Source organism: Spiroplasma endosymbiont of Polydrusus pterygomalis, from assembly GCF_964030635.1.
Taxonomy (GTDB): Bacteria; Bacillota_I; Bacilli_A; order Mycoplasmatales; family Mycoplasmataceae; genus Spiroplasma.
Genome location: NZ_OZ034909.1, coordinates 543,369 through 563,800 on the forward strand (window position 1 = coordinate 543,369; position 20,432 = coordinate 563,800).

The 20,432-nt window shown below is 25.1% G+C and carries 22 protein-coding genes; 15 read left to right on the forward strand and 7 right to left on the reverse strand.

The genetic code is table 4. From position 1 onward, the window contains the following. The first annotated feature begins 304 nt into the window (after window positions 1-304). Together ACQH23_RS03600 and ACQH23_RS03605 are read left to right on the forward strand one after the other, a co-directional pair. Window positions 305-1,030 (forward strand): hypothetical protein, encoded by a 726-nt coding sequence (locus tag ACQH23_RS03600; protein ID WP_425378951.1) that lies wholly within the window; start codon window positions 305-307, stop codon window positions 1,028-1,030. Window positions 1,031-1,084: 54 nt separating this feature from the next. Further along, the gene (locus ACQH23_RS03605; protein WP_425378952.1) at window positions 1,085-1,558 is read left to right on the forward strand and encodes a hypothetical protein; all 474 of its coding nucleotides are present in this window, start codon (window positions 1,085-1,087) and stop codon (window positions 1,556-1,558) included. 96 nt (window positions 1,559-1,654) lie between these two features. Here the strand turns inward: ACQH23_RS03605 and ACQH23_RS03610 are convergent, their stop codons facing one another. The 3 genes from ACQH23_RS03610 to ACQH23_RS03620 all read right to left on the reverse strand — a co-directional run bounded on the left by ACQH23_RS03610 (window position 1,655) and on the right by ACQH23_RS03620 (window position 3,433). After that, window positions 1,655-1,861, reverse strand: coding sequence for a transposase (locus ACQH23_RS03610; RefSeq protein ID WP_425378953.1), 207 nt, complete (start codon window positions 1,859-1,861; stop codon window positions 1,655-1,657). Window positions 1,862-1,978: 117 nt separating this feature from the next. Beyond that, window positions 1,979-2,248 carry a hypothetical protein gene (locus tag ACQH23_RS03615; protein ID WP_425378946.1) on the reverse strand — a complete coding sequence of 90 codons (270 nt, stop codon included), beginning with the start codon at window positions 2,246-2,248 and terminating at the stop codon, window positions 1,979-1,981. 315 nt (window positions 2,249-2,563) lie between these two features. Beyond that, entirely contained in the window at window positions 2,564-3,433 is an 870-nt protein-coding gene (locus ACQH23_RS03620) for a UPF0236 family transposase-like protein (protein WP_425378954.1), read from the reverse strand. A gap of 159 nt (window positions 3,434-3,592) precedes the next feature. Between ACQH23_RS03620 and ACQH23_RS03625 the strand changes: the two genes are divergently transcribed. Next, window positions 3,593-6,640 (forward strand): DNA polymerase III subunit alpha, encoded by a 3,048-nt coding sequence (locus ACQH23_RS03625; protein ID WP_425378955.1) that lies wholly within the window; start codon window positions 3,593-3,595, stop codon window positions 6,638-6,640. A 468-nt stretch (window positions 6,641-7,108) separates the two neighbouring features. Here the strand turns inward: ACQH23_RS03625 and ACQH23_RS03630 are convergent, their stop codons facing one another. The 4 genes from ACQH23_RS03630 to ACQH23_RS03645 form a co-directional block, all read right to left on the reverse strand. Then, window positions 7,109-7,555, reverse strand: coding sequence for a lipoprotein (locus ACQH23_RS03630; RefSeq protein WP_425378956.1), 447 nt, complete (start codon window positions 7,553-7,555; stop codon window positions 7,109-7,111). Window positions 7,556-7,558: 3 nt separating this feature from the next. Continuing rightward, complete coding sequence (locus ACQH23_RS03635; RefSeq protein ID WP_425378957.1) at window positions 7,559-8,236, reverse strand: hypothetical protein; 678 nt, start codon at window positions 8,234-8,236, stop codon at window positions 7,559-7,561. A 54-nt stretch (window positions 8,237-8,290) separates the two neighbouring features. Beyond that, window positions 8,291-8,533 (reverse strand): helix-turn-helix domain-containing protein, encoded by a 243-nt coding sequence (locus ACQH23_RS03640; protein ID WP_425378958.1) that lies wholly within the window; start codon window positions 8,531-8,533, stop codon window positions 8,291-8,293. Window positions 8,534-8,622: 89 nt separating this feature from the next. Then, the gene (locus tag ACQH23_RS03645) at window positions 8,623-9,318 is read right to left on the reverse strand and encodes an IS30 family transposase (protein WP_425378959.1); all 696 of its coding nucleotides are present in this window, start codon (window positions 9,316-9,318) and stop codon (window positions 8,623-8,625) included. A 351-nt stretch (window positions 9,319-9,669) separates the two neighbouring features. Between ACQH23_RS03645 and ACQH23_RS03650 the strand changes: the two genes are divergently transcribed. The 12 genes from ACQH23_RS03650 (at window position 9,670) to ACQH23_RS03705 (ending at window position 20,354) form a co-directional block, all read left to right on the forward strand. After that, the gene (locus tag ACQH23_RS03650) at window positions 9,670-9,972 is read left to right on the forward strand and encodes a hypothetical protein (protein WP_338955110.1); all 303 of its coding nucleotides are present in this window, start codon (window positions 9,670-9,672) and stop codon (window positions 9,970-9,972) included. Window positions 9,973-10,277: 305 nt separating this feature from the next. Next, the gene (locus ACQH23_RS03655; RefSeq protein ID WP_215825551.1) at window positions 10,278-10,430 is read left to right on the forward strand and encodes a hypothetical protein; all 153 of its coding nucleotides are present in this window, start codon (window positions 10,278-10,280) and stop codon (window positions 10,428-10,430) included. Window positions 10,431-10,744: 314 nt separating this feature from the next. Then, window positions 10,745-11,065, forward strand: coding sequence for a hypothetical protein (locus tag ACQH23_RS03660; RefSeq protein WP_338955114.1), 321 nt, complete (start codon window positions 10,745-10,747; stop codon window positions 11,063-11,065). Window positions 11,066-11,208: 143 nt separating this feature from the next. After that, entirely contained in the window at window positions 11,209-11,379 is a 171-nt protein-coding gene (locus tag ACQH23_RS03665) for a hypothetical protein (RefSeq protein ID WP_338955115.1), read from the forward strand. A gap of 276 nt (window positions 11,380-11,655) precedes the next feature. Further along, window positions 11,656-12,123 (forward strand): hypothetical protein, encoded by a 468-nt coding sequence (locus ACQH23_RS03670; RefSeq protein ID WP_338955119.1) that lies wholly within the window; start codon window positions 11,656-11,658, stop codon window positions 12,121-12,123. Beyond that, window positions 12,107-12,643, forward strand: coding sequence for a hypothetical protein (locus tag ACQH23_RS03675; protein WP_425378960.1), 537 nt, complete (start codon window positions 12,107-12,109; stop codon window positions 12,641-12,643). Before ACQH23_RS03670 ends, ACQH23_RS03675 begins: the two co-directional genes overlap by 17 nt. Before the next feature lie 495 nt (window positions 12,644-13,138). Next, a complete protein-coding gene (locus tag ACQH23_RS03680) occupies window positions 13,139-13,360 on the forward strand; it encodes a hypothetical protein (RefSeq protein WP_425378961.1) in 222 nt (73 codons plus the stop codon). Between the two features lie 547 nt (window positions 13,361-13,907). Beyond that, window positions 13,908-15,167, forward strand: coding sequence for a DNA (cytosine-5-)-methyltransferase (dcm, locus tag ACQH23_RS03685; RefSeq protein WP_338955125.1), 1,260 nt, complete (start codon window positions 13,908-13,910; stop codon window positions 15,165-15,167). 323 nt (window positions 15,168-15,490) lie between these two features. Then, window positions 15,491-15,781, forward strand: a complete 291-nt coding sequence (locus ACQH23_RS03690; protein ID WP_338955126.1) for an Mbov_0395 family pilin-like conjugal transfer protein — start codon at window positions 15,491-15,493, stop codon at window positions 15,779-15,781. Between the two features lie 31 nt (window positions 15,782-15,812). After that, window positions 15,813-17,465 (forward strand): Mbov_0396 family ICE element transmembrane protein, encoded by a 1,653-nt coding sequence (locus ACQH23_RS03695; RefSeq protein WP_425378962.1) that lies wholly within the window; start codon window positions 15,813-15,815, stop codon window positions 17,463-17,465. Between the two features lie 118 nt (window positions 17,466-17,583). Continuing rightward, window positions 17,584-18,240: a hypothetical protein gene (locus tag ACQH23_RS03700; RefSeq protein WP_425378963.1), complete on the forward strand. Its 657-nt coding sequence runs from the start codon at window positions 17,584-17,586 to the stop codon at window positions 18,238-18,240. Between the two features lie 2 nt (window positions 18,241-18,242). Next, a complete protein-coding gene (locus ACQH23_RS03705; RefSeq protein WP_425378964.1) occupies window positions 18,243-20,354 on the forward strand; it encodes a hypothetical protein in 2,112 nt (703 codons plus the stop codon). Window positions 20,355-20,432 lie beyond the last annotated feature (78 nt).

Sequence of the window (20,432 nt, forward strand, 5' to 3'; positions counted from 1 at the left end):
GTTAATGTATTGTTAAAGTTTTAGGTCACATAAATTATTTTGGGGTTTTAATTAATATCGCATAATTTTTAATAAAATAGTTAAACTATTATTATATTAATATAAATTAATATTTTTTATACCCCAATCTTTTTTATGCGACCAAGTTTTAACAATATATTAATTATAAACTTTGATATAATAATTTCAAGGACGAAAGGAAGATATGTCCTTATCTTGTGATAATTTCGTAATAGTTATCTAGCAAAAATTTCGCAACCATTTAAAATTAAAAATGGTGATAACAATGGAAAGAAAACTAACAATGAAAGAACAACATAAATACAAAACAATTGAAAAAATTATTAACAATAAAATATCAAATCAAAGAGCTGCAAATATTTTACACTTATCAATTCGTCGCATTGAACAACTTATAAAACTTTATGATCCACAAAATAGTCAATCATTTGCTCACCATTCTCGTGAAAGGATAGCTCACAATAAAACAAATCCACAAATTTGTGAAAAGATTATAAATTTATATAAAACTAAATATATTGGCTTTAATTTTACTCATTTCAAAGAAAAATTAATCGAAAATGAAGGAATAAACATTTCATATTCAGTTTTATACAAATTAATGTCCTTAAATCAAATTAAAACACCTCGAAAGCAAAAAATAAAGAAAAAAGATAAAACCCACCCTTTAAGAGAACGTCGAAAATGTTTCGGCGAACTATTACAAGCTGATGCCATTGAACATCATTGATTAGGACCAAATGGTCCAAAATGATTTTTACATGGCGCAATTGATGATACAACAAATACGGTTGTTGGATTATATTTTGCTTATCAAGAAACATTACAAGGTTATTATAATGTTTTACATCAAATTTTACGAAATTATTGAATTCCCATGACATTTTATACCGATAAACGAACAATCTTTACATACCAAAAAAGTAGTGATAAAACCGAAGAAAAAGACACCTTTACTCAATTCAGCCGATGCTGTGATGAATTAAGTGTCGAAATCATAACTACTTAAATTCCCCAAGCAAAGGGACGAATTGAACGTTTATGAAGCACTCTACAAGATCGCTTGAAAAATGAATTAATTCTCGCAGGAGTAACCACTATTGAAGAAGCAAATACATTCTTAAAAGAATTTATAACCAAATTCAATAAACAATTTGCCATTCCTATTGATTATAACAATTCTGTCTTTGTTGACGCTCCTAATAATGACAAAATTAATTTATTTTTATCAATCACTTCAACGCGACAAACAGACAATGGTTCATTAATTAGTTATAACAATAAAAAATATATGGCTTATAATAATAAAAAGTTAAAAGTCTTTAATTCAAAAACAAAAATTACAGTAATTAAAGCATTTGATGAAACATTATATTTAAAATATAACAATCAAATATATAATTTATTAGAATACATTCCGGTTCCTATTAAAAATATTGAAAACAAAGTTCCCAAATCTAAAGCACATAAACCAAAACCAAATCATCCTTGAAATAATCAATATACATTACAAACATTATCAATTGCCAAATTGTAAAGTTAAGTGCAACTAAATTATCTTTCTAACCAAATATTCAATTGGCGAAAGATAATTTAGTTGCACTTAACTTTACAATTTGGCAAACTTATTTAATTAAAAATCTTTTCGCTTTTTTCGTTCTTTTAGAATTTCTTTATTTTGTTGAAATTGATTTACTCATTTTGAAATAGTTGCTAAACTAATATGATATTCTTTTGCTATTTCACCATAAGATTTATTGTTAATTGAATATTCATTAACAATTTTTTCTTTAAATTCAAAAGAATGATCTTTAGACCCTTTTATTTTACCTTTAGCCATATAAAAATGTTTCTCCTAACTTTATATATTAATAATAATCTAGAAAAATTTTTATTTATATATCTCAGTTAAAAGGTAGCGTGTAAAATGTTGGGGAAAAGTTTTTAGCATTAAGTTCTAATAATAATTAGAAACTATTTTCTTTAAAAGATTTTTAGTATTTGATAATGTAGAAGCGGTGAATATTGGTAAGTTATATTGTTTAACTTCTGGATTATTCATCTTTTTAAATATTCATCTTCAAGTAATTTGTTCATTTTTTACTTGAAGATTTTTAATTTCTGTTAGTTCTTGAAAGGGATTAATCCCATTAGCTGTCAATTGTTTTAATAACATTACTTTATAAATCGTTTTTTCATTAAATATTTTTGGTTTTGAACGAAACATTACTTTAATAATTCGAGCAATATAACTTTCAATGCGACAACCAATATTTTCTTGATATTCTCATTTTTGAATTGCTTCATAGTATGTTCTTAAATAATTAGATATTTCTTGTAACTTTCCTTTCGCTTCTTCGGTTTTAACAAGCTGATAAGCTCATTCAAGGTATTTTGTAACCTTGTTTCAGTTTAATTTTAGAATTGCTTTTCTAATTTTATTAAATAAATAACGTTTATAATATCGTGGACCACGGAGACAATCTTTAATTTTTTTAATAACATGGAAACGATCAATGATAAATTCAACATTGATGTGTTTTTAAACCGTTGAAATATATTGTGCACCATCACCAAGCACAATAATTTTAGCTGTCTCGGGTGATTCATAATTTAAGTTAATAAATTCTTTAATTCCTTGTCAGTATTTTTTAGAGTTAATTTTTTTAACTTCATTATTCATTGTTACTAGAAATTTGACATTATGCATTGTTTTTCGTATTGTTTTAGGATCTTTATAACCAGTATGAAAGACGGTTAAACGGATTATTTTCTTAATTTTTAATCGTTTTTTGATTTGATAACTAATGGCATTGCGATATGCTTCATCGGTTTCAATATAAATAACCCCATCATGTTTTAATTTTGTATCTGGTTCATCTAGCATTAGTTCTAACAAATGTTTAATATCAAACCGTTTAATAAGGTTAAAAATTGTTTTTTTTGTTATGTTAGCATTCCGATAAATATTACAAATATCTTGATAACTAAAACTTATGCCTAATTTGCTGATTATTTCTAACGAAAAATCATAATCAAGTCGCTGATAACTTTCAATTCCTAATTGAATATCAAGTAAAAAGACCGTTTTTGGTTTTTTTGCCACTTGAAATTCTGGTTTTAAGATATATTTTCGTCGTTTAAAAGTAACTTCACCATTACGAAAAATCAAAGTTCGTTGATAAAATCCTTTTGTAATATAACGCGCTTTCCGTCAGTCCTTATTAAAAATATAGTTATCAATATATTCAAAAATATTTTTAAATAGTATTCAAGCTTCAGAACTAATTTCATTGTTTAAATAGGATAATAGTGCTGTAATAGGGATATTGGGGCTAATTTCATTAATTAAATCAATAAAAGAGTTATTATTTTCGTTTAAAAACTCTTGGATTCTAGTTATAATATTCATAGGATAGTTTTCTTTCTAATTTTTTTCAAACTTAATTATACTGAAAACTTTCTTTTTTATTTTCCCCAACTTTGGCAACGCAATCTAAATTATAAAAATTAACCACAATTGTGGTTTTTATTTTCTTTTTCGTTAAAATGTAAGGAGAGCGAGGTAGCAATGATGACAATTCCCCATTTAAATGTTCGAACAAGTTATAGTTTATTATCATCTTTAATTACATTTGATAAATATTTTAATCATGCTATGACAACAGGTTTAACATCATTAGCAATTTGTGACAATAATATGTTTGGGATTTATGAGTTTCATCAACTTTGTCAAAAAAATAAAATTAAACCAATCATTGGCTTAAATGTTACTATTTTATTTAATAATGTTACTTATAATATGAATTTATTCGCGTGTAATCAAAAGGGTTATTTTAATTTAGTTGAAATTTCATCCATCATGATGATTAATGCCGAACATAAAAAACTTTTAACATTAGATGAAATTAAACAATTTTTAACAGCTGATGTTAAGATTATTATTAATTATACAACGGATAATTATCAACCAGGCCTGTACCAAACTCTACAGAGTATTTTAAATCAAGAAACTGATCTATATGTAGGGATTAATAATGATAATTTATCGTTATTAGCTTCTTTTCAGACATTACTAGAAGCGGAACAAATTATTTGAAATAATAAAGTGCAATATTTTACTAGTGAAGATTTTACTACGTACAAAGTTGTTGATACGATTAAAACACAAACTTTATTTAAAGATAGTAAATTGCAAGATTTATATGGTTGAGTAGCACCGTCAAACCTTTATCACCAATATTTTGATAATATTAATTCTTTTATTGCAACAATTGATGTTTTTCCGCTGCATAAAGGTACTATTTTTGATAATTTATTACATTATCCAACGCCGGATAATCAACCAGTGCAACAATTTTTACGAGAAATTTGTGAGACAGCCTTGGCACAAAAAAAGATTACAAAATTAAAAAAAACATATCTTGAACGATTAAATTATGAATTAACAGTTATTAATAAGGTGGGTTTTAATGATTATTTTTTAATTGTTTGAGATTATGTTCGGTATGCTAAAGAACAAAACATTTTTGTTGGTCCGGGACGAGGAAGTGCCGCGGGTAGTTTAGTTAGTTATTTATTAGATATTGCAACAATTGATCCAATTACTTATAATTTACTTTTTGAGCGTTTTTTAAATCCTGAACGAAAAAGTTTACCTGATATTGATATTGATTTTGAAGACGATAAGCGGGAAATGGTGATTGAATATTTATTTGAAAAATATGGTAGTGAACATGTTGCTCATATTATAACTTTTCAAACAATTGGGATGAAAATGGCCATTCGGGATATTTGTCGTATTTTTGATATTGCAATTGAAGAAGCGAACAAAATGAATAAAGCAGTTCCATTAGAATTTAATTATCATTATGAGCAAGCAATTAGTGCTAATCCTCTTTTTGAAATTTATCAAAAAAAATACTCCCAAGTCTTTTTGCATTTAAAAAAAATTATTGGTTTACCACGGCAAACAGGAACCCATGCAGCAGGGGTTGTTTTAACCCAACAACGATTACAAACAATTATTCCGATTAAAAAGGGATATAATGGCATTTATCAAACCCAATATTCAATGAATTATTTAGAAGAATTGGGAATTTTAAAAATGGATTTATTAGGATTACGGAATTTAACTATTTTACATGATGTTGTTAATAATATTTATCAGGAAACAAAAGTAAAATTAGATGTTAACACCTTGCCGTTAAATGATCAAAAAACGTATCAATTGTTAGCACAAGGCGATACAAAAGGGATTTTTCAGTTAGAATCACCTGGTATGACAAAGGTTTTAGTTGATATGGTTCCGGACCAATTAGAAGATATTGTTGCAACTTCATCATTGTATCGTCCGGGACCGCAGGATAATATTCCTTTATTTATTAAACGAAAAAAACATTTAGCGAAAGTTACTTATATTGATGAACGTTTAGCGGAAATTTTAGCCCCAACATATGGGATTATTGTTTATCAAGAACAAGTTATGTTAATTGTCCAGAAAGTTGCTAATTTTTCCCTAACGAAAGCGGATATTCTTCGTCGTGCGATGGGGAAAAAAGATGCCACAATTATGAGCCAAATGAAAACAAAATTTATTGAAGAGGCAGTAAAAAATCATTATGTTGAGAAAACCGCTCAAGAAATATGAGAATTAATTTATAAATTTGCGGCGTATGGTTTTAACCGTAGTCATGCGGTTGCTTATTCATTATTGAGTTATCAAATGGCGTATTTAAAAACAAACTATCCTTCGCAATTTTTGGCTAGTTTGTTAACACATGTTATTGGTGATGAACATAAGACTCGTGATTATATTAATTTAGCAAAGAAAAATAATTTAACAATTGTTCCACCAAATATTAATGCCCCATATCGCCAATATTATACGGTTGATAATCAAATTTGTGTGCCATTATTAATTATTAAACAAATTGGTTTTTCCTTTTTTAATAATATTTCGCAAGAATATCAGACGAATGGTTTATTTACCGATTTATGTGATTTGTTTATTCGTTTGTATAAAAAGGGTTTAAATCGTAAAACTTATGAATCATTATGTTTTTCGGGGGCGTTAGATGTTTTTAAATTAAATCGAATTACATTATTTAATAATTATCAACGGATTCTTACTTATATTGAATTAATTAAAACCCAAGAAGAAAATGAAAATTTAGTTGTTGACTTTTCATTAGCGGAAAAACCAGAATTAGTAATTGAACCAGATGATGAAGTTGTTTGTTTGGAAAAAGAGTATGAATTTTTAGGATTTTATTTATCGAACCATCCTTTGAAATATCTTCGTGAAAAAGAGGGATACCAAGATAAAATAACCTTAATTAGTAATTTACGATTAACATTGGGTTCAACAAATGTTTTAGTTTTAGTTAAACGGGTAAAAACAATTACGGATAAAAATAATAATAAAATGGCTTTCTTATATTGTTACGATGAAAGTGGCGAAATTAGTATTACTGCTTTTGCCGAAATATATAAGGATTATGCAAATTTATTAAAAGTTAATAATGTTTTATTATTAAATATTCGTTTAGGGACATATAATAATAAGATTAATGGTATTATTAATCGCATTAAATTTATTAGTGGGGAGCAAGAGTAAATATTTATTAAAGTTATTGCTTTAATTTTGTATAAAACTCTTGATAAAGTCAAAAACTCTTATAAAATATAGATATTTGCAAGAAATACATTTTATAAAAAACCCAATAAAACCTTGATTTTATTAAAATATCAAGAGTTTTCGAAAAAATTAAAGTCAATTTGTTTATTCTCTTTCCTTATAATGGTAGTAAGAAAAGGTTGAGATTTTGATATAATAATTATTTTTTTCATTCGTATTGTGATGTATTTAAAACATTGATAAATTAAGCTTTTTAAAAAATTTTGTCTATTTATTTATTTATAATTTTTATAAAAACTCAATTTTTGTTATACTATCAGCATAATTAAAAAACAAATTATTCAGAAACATAATTCTTAAAAATATTAATTAATAAAACATTATTATATATAATGGAAGTACTAAATTTTTGTAATTAATAAAAATAACCAAATTAAGGTTATTTTATTATTTTCAATCTACAATCTTGCCTGTAATATTATCAATTTTAGGTGTTTCAGGCTCATCAACACTATCTCATCGATAAATTACAAACACTCTTGGTCTATTTTTAAATTGTTGTATTGCCATATTTCCAAATTGTATAATTTTATAATTATCAATATTAGAAATTACAATCTTATTTTTCTGATCATATTTTTCTTTAAAAATTGCAGAACCAGCTATTTTAAGGGTTTTAATTAAAAAATATCATTTATTATTTTTTTCTTTAAATTCATTCTCTCAATTATTTTCATCAATTAAACTTCAATTGCTGGTTTCTAGCGGTTGTTCTGGTTTGAATGTTGGATCTGATTTATTATTTTCTGTTTTTTTGTTATCACAACCAATTAAATTGCTACTTTCGCTGGTAATTAAACTAATTGCTCCTAAAATACTTAATATTTTTTTCATAATTTATATTATTTCTGTATTTATAATTAACTTTGGTTTATCATCTCTTATTAATGAAAAAATTGCTTTTCCGTTAAAAGTTATACTATTATCTTCATTAAGAAGAATTTCATCTGGTAATAAACTATATTTTTGTAATATTTGCATCGTTTCTTTAATTGATAATGTGACTATTTGTTCTTCATTATTATCATCAATTATTTTTGCATTAATTATTCCTGTAATTTTTTGTTTTAAATTTAATATAGATTCATATTTTCTTTCTCTGACAGAATAAAGAATTGTTGCTTTTTCATTGGGGTTAATTTCTATTTCATCTTCTGATTCTTTATTAAATGAATACAAAATCATTTCTTGTTCTTGTTTATTTAAATTTGAAAAATCAAAATCATTTGATAAAGTGTGTATTATTGTTTTATCTCTATAATTAATATTTACAAAATCAAACAATTTATTTTCATCCTCCATATTTAAAATCCAACCATTTTGTGAATTATCTTTTCCGCTTTTACTTATTCCTTTTATAATTTGAAACATAAATTTTGATTTTATATTATATTTACAATATGGTATAACAATTATTTTTGATAATGGGGACTTATTATTGTATGTTTTAATTTTAAAACAAACATCTTTAAAGTAACTATTATGTGATAATTTTGAATCTTTTTCTCTTTTCACTTCAAGATTGCTAAATTATCTTTCGCCAATCGAATATTTGGTTAGAAAAATAATTTAGTTGCACTTAACTTTACAATTTGGCTTATGAAAATAAATATGTGATTGTTTTCTATTTTCTGCTTTATTTTGTGCAATTAATGAAAAATAATGATTATTATCTTTATTTCTATTAACTTCTCGAATAATAGTACTAATACTTCGATTAAGATTTTTAGCTATTTCACTAATTTTTATTTTAAACTTCAATTGATTCTCAATATAAATTCTTTCATCTATGCCAAGATGTTTATATCTCATATAAAAACTCCTTGCTTTATTTTTTCTAAAATAAACTTAGCATCATAAAATTTTTATATGAGATTTTTTGCAATTTTATTTACTTGCACTTACAAGTATAATTCAGCAAATTTATGAACTGCATTTTTAGTAGTATTTGAAAAATTAAATTTTTTAGGAAATTTTTCTCTAATTAAACCATTAGTATTTTCATTAGTACCTCTTTGTCAGGGTGAATATGCATTAGCAAAATAAATTTTCACATTTAAATTTTTTTCAAGTTGTTGTCAATTAGCAAATTCTTTACCACGATCAAATGTTATAGTCTTAACAAGATTATTTGGAAGAATTGATAAATAATGGCTAATATTTTCGTTAATAACTTTAGTAGTTCTATTTTCAACTAATATTGCTAAAGTAAATCTTGATGTTCTTTCAACTAAAGTTATTAAACATGATTTACTTTTACCTCGTGATGATACTACGGTATCACCTTCTCAATGACCAAGAGTTACGCGATTATTAACATTAGCATTTCGTTCTTTAATTGATTTACCATTAAATTTACCCCGATTTTCTTGATATTTTCGTTTCTTACCTTTTCTTCTTAAATTTTTATTAGTAACTTTTTCAAGTAATCCAGAATAAATTCAATTGTAAATTGTTTTAAAACTAATAATTCATTCTTTATGAAAATTTTTAATTCTGCCATAAATTTGTTCGGGTGATCAACCTAATAATAATTTTTGTTGTACATATTTTACTAATTCTCTATTTTTAAACTTATGAAAATAAATAGACCGCATAAAGAAATCGTTTGGTGAGAATTTTAAAAAAACTACTAAGAAAAAGACTGAGATAAAATAAGTCTTTTTTAATTAGGTTAAAATTGTCGTTAACCTTGCTTAGTTTAAAAAAATAATAGCAAAACCAACCGAATAAAACTATCCTACTTGGAATGTCGTTAAACCAAGCAAGCGAGGATAAACAATATAGGGGTGGCCGTACCGCTACGACATAATGGAGGCAATTCTTTTAGGCAATATAAAAGAGTTATCGTGGTTTGGGGATAAATCTTTAACCTGCAATGGTCAAATGGTAAGTGTTCCACAATAAAAAAATTTAGAAATCTTACTATTTATAAGGAGGTTTTGAAAGTGTCTTTAAAAGAACTCTGTTGAAAAGAGTTAAAAATTAAATTAGCAAATAAGACAATATCAATTAATAAATGTCAGTGTTATATCAATGAGTACTTTACAAAATTAACCAAAAATAGAAAAGGTGGTTGATATTGTAAAAAATATGCTCGGCATTGTTTAGCAAGGTTAGAATTTATTAATAAACAAAAAATAAATGCTAAACTTTGATTTTTAACTTTGCAATGCCAAAATAATCATCAAATTATTAAAAAATTAATTTTTGAACAAAATAAATGGAAAATTATTAATATCAAAAATTAGGAAATATATATAGATGTAAGAAATTTCACAAAGTGGTCAAGCTGGAACACTAAAAAATAAACGAAGTGGGAGGATATCTGATAAGGTTAATCAACTAATTAAATTATTACTACACGGGGCAGAAGAGTAGTCGCAAGTGATTAACCAAACCAATGCCTAAGGGAAACTCTACCTAAATGAGAAAAAGCAATAAAGTTATTTAACAAATAACTAATGATAAACAAAAAGAAAAGAGAGAGAGTAAGACAATTGTTTACTCTCTATTTTTATATAACAAAAAAATAAATGAGGAAAGGAAAATATATATGCTCGAAAATAATATCAAAAATACAATTAGTGATTTAATTAACGAAATTAAAACAACAACAGAAAACAATTTAAGCAATTTAGAACAAATTATGGAAGCTTTAATTGACAAAGTTAACAATATTGAAAATATCTTAAATCAAATAAGATAAAAAAATTAAACCAACTATTTATTAAAATTAGTTGGTTTTTTATTTTTGATAAATAAAAAATAAAGGAGATGAAAAAGTATGTCTGAAAATACTTTTATTAAATGCAAAAAATGTGGAACACCAAATCAGTTTCACAAAGTTAACCATCGTGAAAAAACAGAATGATTTGAAGATGTTTATTATACTGAATATTAAAATTTTATTTTTTTAAACTTAATATTTTATAAAATAGACGACGATTGTAAAGATTTATGATACAGTAATAATTATTTTTTTTCAAAAAATAATTATATTGGAAATGAGGGTTTCAAATAATGAATATAACAGAATCAATTAAATTTGATAAAATTAAAGAAGAAAATGAAAAACTTAAAAAAGAACTTGTTGAAAAAGATAAACAAATTAAAAATTTAGAAAAAGAATGAGAAATTCTTGTATGTGATAAATATGAATTACAACAAACACAATTATATAAAGAAAATTTTACAGTATATAAATATTGTATTAATTGTAGAGGTGAAGAATTTCCTTTTGACAATAAGTGTCGAACTTGTGGATGAGAAAGAATAATTAATTTAAAAGATAATTCATTATATGACAGATTACCTAGTAAGAAGGATAAAACATGTATTTAGTTATAAAAGATTCAGATAATATAAAAGATCATTATAAAATAACGGATTTAATTTCAAAAAATACCGATCATTAAGAAAAAGAAAACTTTTTATATAAATTTAGTTTAGAACAATATTGAACGGAATATTGTTGATCAAGCGGAATGATAGATAATATAAAAGATATTGATGAATATTTAATAAAAAAGTTTAAAGAATTACAAGAAAAATCGTGAAATGAAATTATAGAAAATTATGTTGAAGATAAATTTGGTTATATAGTGGTAAATCATTTATCTGATATTAATTGAAAAAAGATCCAGACAAAAATATAGAACCAGTTCGTTATGAAGCGGTTCTATGGTTTAATTAATTATTTATTTTTAAACTACTATTGGATATTAATTTTAGGAAAAATAAAATTAAAAGCAAAAAAGCGAGGTGATTATCATAAAAAAGATTATTCAAAACCAAAAGCAAAATTAAATGGAAATATAATTATTGACTGTATTAGATGTGAACAAGAGTTCGCTATTTTAAATTCAGAATGATTAACGCTTAATAAATTCTATAAATGCCAAAAATGTAAAAAATAAAGTGAGGTATTAAATATGATAAAAAAAATTTATTTAAACCAAAATATAATTTCACAAGAAATAAATAATAAAACACACATTTTAATAAACAAACAAAAAGATTGCGTTGTTTTAGATAAAAATTGTTTAGGTTTATCAAGTTATCAAAATTATTTTAGTTTAGAAATTGATGAAAATAAAAATTATATGGTTCATAGTAGGGTTAATAATAAAAATGGTAATATTGTGGGAAAAAATTTAATTTTATATTTTGAAAAATTAAAACAAGAAAATGAAAAACAGTTTAATTTACAAAGCAAAAATTATGCTAATAATGATTTACTAAATGAATATAACAATCATTATGATAACAAAACAACACAACAAAAATTAACATCAGAACAATTAAAACAATTACTAGAAGATTTAGAAAATATTGATAACCCCAATTATTGAGATAATGGTTTTTATTTAGGATACAACAAATATGAAAAAAATAATTAGTTTGTTATCAATATTTTTGTTATCGTGTACAAACACGGTGAATTTGATTAGTTGTGGTAATATTGCAAATAACAAAAAACCATACTTACCACCAACAAAACCGAATAAACCAATAATAAAAGATGTTTTTTACTATGAAAAATTAAAACAAGAAATTACAGCAGAAACCAAAGAATATGATGAAATAATTAAAGAATTTGAAAATAGTAAAAATGATTATGAAAACGAAACAGATTATCAAACAGAACTAAAACAAACACAAGCAGAAAAATTTATTAAAATGTCTGAACTAAATAATTGTGAATATCAAATTTTACTATGTCAAAAAGAAAACAAATTTACTGAGGAACAAAAACAACAAGCAATTAAGTTGTTAGAAAACCAAATTAACAACTTAAATAGTGCTTTAAATTTACTAAACGAAATTAAAAATAGTGATTTTGATCAGAAAGATTTAGAAAAAATTCAAACAAAGTTTAAAAATACAAAAATTATTTTAGATGAAATTAAAAACAATTAAGAAAGGAATGATTTAATGTGAAAAAATATAAAATTAATAAATTAAGATTATTTTTTAGTTGCATATCAATTATAATGTGTGTTTTAATGACCACAGTTTTAATTTTATGTAGAGAATGATATTCAAGTGAAAACTTATTAATTTTTTCAATATATATTTGTTTCTGTTGTTATAATTCTGCTTTTGTTGGTTTGTTTATAGTATTTACTTTGAGTGAAATTTCAGAATTTATAGACAACAAAAAAATAAAACAAGATAAGTAATTACTTTATTTCAAAAAATTTAAATAGTTAGTTATAATTTTATCTATTTTATTTAAAAAATAATGATTTTCAATATTAATTTCATATTCTATACATTGATTTTTTATTTTATTTTTTAATTCTATATACATATCTAAATGTTTAATAGTTAATATTTTATGATTATTTAATATTCAAAATTTATTAGCAATTATTATTCCAAAATTACTCTTTACTATAAACCAACAATATATTGAAAAAAAATGGAATTCCTATTGAAATAGTATATAATAATCAATTTTGATTTTCTAATTTAATTAAAAAATTTGAAATTAATAATAATAAAGAAAATAAGATAGAAAACAAAGGCACAGCAATAATAATAAAACTCGAAAATATGAAAATACAATATAAAATTCAAACAAACAAATGCTTAGTACTTTTTTTCATTTTTACCCCATTAATTTGATTTTAATAAAATACTAAAATATAAATCTAAATAAATTATATATAAATTTTAAAAGAAAGGAATAAATTTAATGTGAAAAAATTTTTTAAAAAAGGAGGAAAAAATGATATTTTTAAAATTTGTTTAACGAGTTTATTGATAACAATAACAACAACATTTTTGTTTTTTATTTTAAAATATGGCCATCATCTAGTTTTAAGTATAACGAATGAGGAATACAGATTGCTTTTTTCCGTTTAATTATATACATTATCCTTGTTGTTGTGGATATTCTTTTTATTGGAAAAATAATATTTGATTTGTTATTTTGTATTTGAGAACTAATTGAAAATAAAAAACAAAACAAAAATAATAAAAATAACACAAAAACAAGATAACTAATATCTTGTTTTTTTAGAAAGAGGTGCAGAAATGATAAATTGTCCGTTGTGTAAATATGTCCATCATATTTATAATGAAAACAATACCCAAATATTATTTTTTTGTTCTTATAGGCATCCCAATCCATGAATCATTTTAGATAAAAGAAAAATTAGAAGAACGATGGTTTGTTATGCTTAAAATAATTGAATTATTTGCTGGGATTGGAAGTCAAAGAAAAGCTTTAGAAAAGATTGGAATTAACCACAAAGTAATTGCATTTTGTGATAACGATAAATACGCTGAAAAATCATATCGAGCAATATTTAATGATTATGACACACAAAATTTAGGAGATATTACTAAACTAGAAACTTTACCGTATGCTGATTTAATAACTTGATCATTTCCATGCCAAGACATATCAAATGCCAATAATAATGGGCGAGGATTAAATGGCAAGCGAAGTGGTTTAGCTTACAAGGTTGTTGATTTAATAAAAACAATGCCAACTAAACCAAAATATCTTTTAATGGAAAATGTACCAAATTTATTAAATAAAAAGTTTTTTGTCGGATTTCAAAATCTTCAAAATCAACTTGGTGAATTAGGATATTATAACCAATATTTTACAATGAATGCCAAAGATTATGGAGTTCCCCAAAATCGGAAAAGATTGTTTATGATTTCAACATTAAAGCAAGATTTTACATTTCAATATCCCCAACCTTGTAATTTAAAATTTTTGGTAAAAGATATTTTAGAAAATAATGTAAATGAAAAATATTTTATTAGACAAGAATCAATGAAAAAAGCAATTGAAAACAATAAACTTAAAATTATTGAACAATGTGCTTATACAATTACAACAAAACAAATGCGATGAGGAAACGCTGGAATTATTGCAATTCCCAATGATATAAAATTTAATGCTCGTGGCAAAATGGAAATAGACTTTAATTCTTATCAACAAGAAAGTAGAGTATATGATGCTAGTAATGAAAATACATATCTAGATACATTAACTACAAATTCAAAATCAGCAAAAATTGCAACTCCAATTAAAAATTATAGAAATTTTATTGTTTTACCACGAGCAAAAGATGGTTTACTAGTTAATGGTTCATATAATCGGTTTTGAAAAACAGAAAATAACTATATGGGAACAATCGCAGCAAGTAATATCAATAAAATCATCGTTGATAAACATAAATTACAACAACAAGATAGTAGTAAAATACTATCTTTTTTAATTAATGAAAAAGAATATTTTTTGCGAGTATTAACTCCAAAAGAATGTTGATTATTAATGGGATTTAGTAATAAAGACTTTGATAAAGCAAGCAAAGTTGTTTCAGAAACCCAACTTTATAAACAAGCTGGCAATAGTATTGTTGTGGATGTGCTAGAAAGAATTTTTACAGCAATGTTTCAAATAGAAAGGAAAAATTAAAGATGCAAAATAAGAGAAAAGTTTGATGAAAATGGATTTTATATCCTTTGACAATTATAATCGGAATTTTGTTGCTAGTAATTTCCCCTATTTTGTTTTTAATTTCCCTTGGAATTGATTGTGATCTGATATTAGGTGATTTATTATTGCGTTTATTTTTTCTACCTTTCGAAAGGAAAGACAAAAATGGCTAAGAAAAACAATATTAAAAATTACTTTAATAATCAACAACAATATTATCAAAAGAAGAAAAATAATTTTTATAAAAAAATTAATAAATTTAACAAAAGAAAATTTTTAAAATAACAAAGGAGGACGAAAATGTGAAAGCAAACAACACAGCAGATTTTAGCGGAATAATTGATGTTGCCATAATGTGAACTAATATTGTTTTGGGAGTTATTCTAACATTGCAAGTTATATTTGCAGGTTGAAAATTAATTATTATTTTAATTTCAATAATGCGAAATGCCGATAATCCAGAGGCGCGAGCAAATGATCTAGGTGCTTTAAAATGACCAATTGTCGGAATTATTGCTTCTTTGGTAGTAATTGCCATAATTAATGTTTTTCTGCAAGCTTATAAAGGATATAATCCCGCGATTGGCGGATAGTTTATATAAAAATGAAAGGAAGTGATAAAAAATGATAGTTAATGCACTGTATAAATTAATATGATCAATTTTTGTACAAGGGCCATTGCAATTAATCGCATCATTTAACACCGTCCTAAATTATTTAACGGGCGGTGTGGTTGGTGATTTAATGTTTGGATCAAAACAAGAATTTAGTTTTCAAAATATCCCAATGGCATTCTGATATTTTGTAATTAGTGCTGTTTGTTTATTTGCTTTAATTTTTACAATTACCATGATTAAAATTTTGTTTCAAGATGCTACCGAAACAAAAACAAAATTTATTGTTGCTTTACAAAATGGTAGTAAAGCGTTTGTTTTTATTTTTTTCATTCCAATATTTTTCTTTTTGGCAAATTTTGCAATGGCCAACATTGCCAAAATGATTACATCGGGGTTTGGGGGTGAAAACGGAAATATTGCCAATTACCTATACAATATTGGAAATGCCAATTGAGATGGTGGTGGCGATAATATACCAAGCAATTATTCCTATCCTGATAATATTGGTGATTTTAATATGATTGCCGAAGTTTTTGGAGTATGATTTATGTTATTTGCAATGTTTATGATTGGAATTGTTTTGGTACAAAAAATAATCGAATTGTTTTTCTTATTTATTATTTCACCATGAGTAATGGTTGCCATGACTATTGACAATGGTAAAGGAGCATTTATTTTAAAAGATATGGTAATTGCAAAATTTCTAGCATCAACTGCCACTTTAACAGGATATTTTATTTTTATGACAACAATTCAAACAATTTTAAGCACTAATTTAGCAGGATTAGGCATTGAGGGAATTGGAAAATCATTGTTTGTTATTCTGATGATGTGTGGTGGCGGATTGGCAGTAATGGCGTTTTCGGATGTTGTTGCCAACTTAATTGGTGAAGCAGCTGGTGTTCGGGAAGGTATGAGTTCAATGAAATCAACTGTTGCTGGTGGAATGATGGCAATGGGGGCTGCTAAAATGGCAGGAAAAGCATTCGGATTTGCCAAAAGTAAAAGAGCCAAACGAGCAATGGCAATGGGTGGTACTAGTATGGCAGATAAAACCATGAATGCGATGGGTTATGGCGATGGTGATTGAGGGGATAATGAAACATCAAACAGTCAATCTCGCCAAGAAAAACCACTTGACTTTCGCCATTTCTGACACGCTACCGAGGGAATGAGTTCGCGTGCTGGGATTGTCGGGTTAGCAGGCTTCGGACTTGGAGTCACAACACTTGCCACAAGTAAACTAGTGGGGGCTGCTCGCGGCGGTGGAACAAAAGGATTCTTCCGCCAAATTGGAATTGGAGTTGCAACACCATTCAAAGCAATTGGTAAAAGATTTAATCCACAATTGACTAGCAAAGGAAATCAAGAAAACAAAAGAAATACAAAAGATTTAAGTGATTGAAAAACTGAGTCTTTAAATAAAAAACTAGGTAAAGTAAGTAAAGTCAAAAATAAATTAAACATTCCAAATAATAGTTTTGTTTTTGTTAATCCACAAAATAAGCAACAAGCAAAACATAATAAACCAGTTAAAAAAGTTTATAAAAAAGAAGATAAATTTAATAAAAATATTGGTAGTCATATTACAAAACAAAATACTAGAAACAAAAAATGAACAGAACAAGCAACCAAAAAAGCAGAAAAGAAAAAGTCATAATTTAAAAAACACCTGACAAAAACAATAAATATGTGTATAATCTAATTAAAAGGATTGATAAATCATGGGATTATGACGATTATTAGGTGGCGAAGTCAACTGAGAATGCGTTGCCAGAATGCAAAATAAAGAACATTTGCGAGAAATTCATGCTGCAATTATTGATGCACTCGGGGGGGGTTCATCCATCAATATTCCGCTAAGCATTGATAGATTAAATGATGATGACAAAAATAATGTCATGTGAGTGTTAGAAAAGTTTGGTCGTAGTGTCCCAACAACCGCTAAATATCGATGATTAAAACCAGTTGATGGTATTGGAAATTTACATTCCAGAAGATTTGAATATAATCAAATAAGATGAGATCAAGCGTGAGAATGATACGACGAATATAAAAGCGGAGCAATTCCATTTCTCAAATATCGCATTCAAATCCGCGAAAAAGAATTAGAAGAAGATGAAAGTAAATTTGTTCTTTATAAACAAGAAATAGAATATTATGAAATATGAAGAAAAAGTGAAAATAAAACAAAATGAAATAAAATAGATAAACCATCTAAAACAACACATAAATTAATAAAATACTACGAAGAAAATATTACTAAACAAAAATCAGAAATTGCAAAATTAAAAAGAGAATTAGAATCATTGAAAGCAAAAGAAATACAAACACAACAAGAAAAGAAACCTGACTTAACCCTTGAAAATGAAAATTTACGCTTAAAAAAAGAAATTTTAGAAATAGAACTAAAATTAAAAGAAGGAAACAAATAAAAATGAAAAAACTTTTAAGTATATTAAGTATATTAACAATTAGTGGAACTACTATACCAACAACAATTGCTGCCAGTCCTTATCAAAAAGAAACAAAATCAAAAATAAATAAAAGACAAAAAAGAAGCAATAATGAAAATATAATTAAAACAAAAGTTGTAATTAAAGCAAATTGAATAATTAGATCTGCTGGAATAATATTAAATAATAAAGTTTATTTTGGTTCGAGTGATCATAATGTTTATGAGTATGATCCAGTAACGGTACAACAAAAAATCGTTATTAGAACAGAGGGGGAAATTTGATCTTCTGGTGTGGTTTTCAATAATAAGTTATATTTTGGTTCAGATGATCATAATGTTTATGAGTATGATCCAGTAACAGAACAACAAAAAATTGTCATGACAGCAAGTAATTGGATAAGATCTCTTGGCATTGGTGTAAGCTTAAACAATAAGTTATATTTTGGTTCAGGAGATAAAAATGTTTATGAGTATGATCCAGTAACGGGACAACAAAAAATCGTTATTAGAACAGAGGGGGAAATTTGATTTTCTGGTGTAGTTTTCAATAATAAGTTATATTTTGGTGCAACAGATAAAAATGTTTATGAATATGATCCAGTAACAAGAAAACAAAAAATCGTTATTATAGCAGAGGGGGCTGTCCAAACTTCTGGTGTAGTTTTCAATAATAAAGTTTATTTTGGTGCAACAGATAAAAATGTTTATGAATATGATCCAGTAACAGGACAACAAAAAGTTGTTATTAGAACAGACGGTGAAATTCATGGGGGCGGAATTGCTTTCAAAAATAAATTGTATTTTGGTTCAGATGATTATAATATTTATGAATATGATCCAGTAACAGGACAACAAAAAGTTGTCATGACAGCAAATGAAAAAATTCGAACTTTTGGGGTAATATTTAATAATAAATTATATTTTTGTTCAGGAGATAAAAATTTTTATGAGTATGATCCAGTAACAGGACAAAAAAGAATTATATTTACAACAGATTCATGAAATGAATCTTCTGGTGTAGTTTTCAATAATAAGTTATATTTTGGATCCGCAGATGGTAATGTTTATGAATATAGTGAGTACCGTTTAGATTCAAATTTAGGACAAATTAATGATAATTCTGATAATGCAATTTTAAATGAATTAAATTATTTAAACCCCGATATAGACATATCACAATTAGAAGTTATTAACAAAACAAACACATCAGTTACAATTAAATCAAAAAACAAGAAATATTTTGATGAATTTATTTTTAATTTTATAATTAAAAATAAAGATGAGGTTAATGTTATTAACTTAAATGAATTAATTAAAAAGGCAATATTTTTTAAATTTCGAGATGAAAATCCTAATTTAAAATTTAAAGAAATAAAAGATATTAATACTAATAATTTAATTTTTTCAAATGTTGAAGTAACAAAAAAAATAAATTCATTATCAAAATCTATTAATAAAAAAAGTATATGTTCTAATAAAGAATTTATTAATAAGACTACAAATGTAAGATCATTTAATATACCCGTTTGTGTATATAATTCAAAATATAAATTAACATTTCAAATTGTAATAGGACTAATTAACAAAAACAATGAAAACAAATTAAATGGTTGAAGTATAAATTATGATGATGAAATGAAGTTGGTGGAATTTGTAAATCCAAATGTTAGTGAAAATAATGAGATTATTAATGAATTATCAAATAATTTTGATTTATCAAATATAAATAAACAAGAACAAGAAACAGTTATACATTATTTAAATGAGTCTAGTGATAAATTTGAACTTAACTCAAATGAAAAATTACAAATTAATTATTCTCCATTAATAATTAATAAATATAAAAATATATTAAATTTAAAACAAAAAGTTATGGGGACAGTTACTGCTAAAATAGTTAGTTCTTCTAATGAAGAACAAATGGTTACATTTTCAATTAAAGAAGCAATACAAATATTGCAAAATTATAGTTTATTACCAGATGAAATTATTATTAATGAAGATAATAGTATAACTTTTAATGGAAAAGCACTTATTTCATCAGAAATAGAAAGCAAAATAAGAACAGATGTAACTATCTCTGTAGTATAAAATAAGAAAACTTATGAAAAAAATATTAAGTATTTTAGGTACAATTAGTTTATTTGGAACAAGTATAACCAGTTTGGC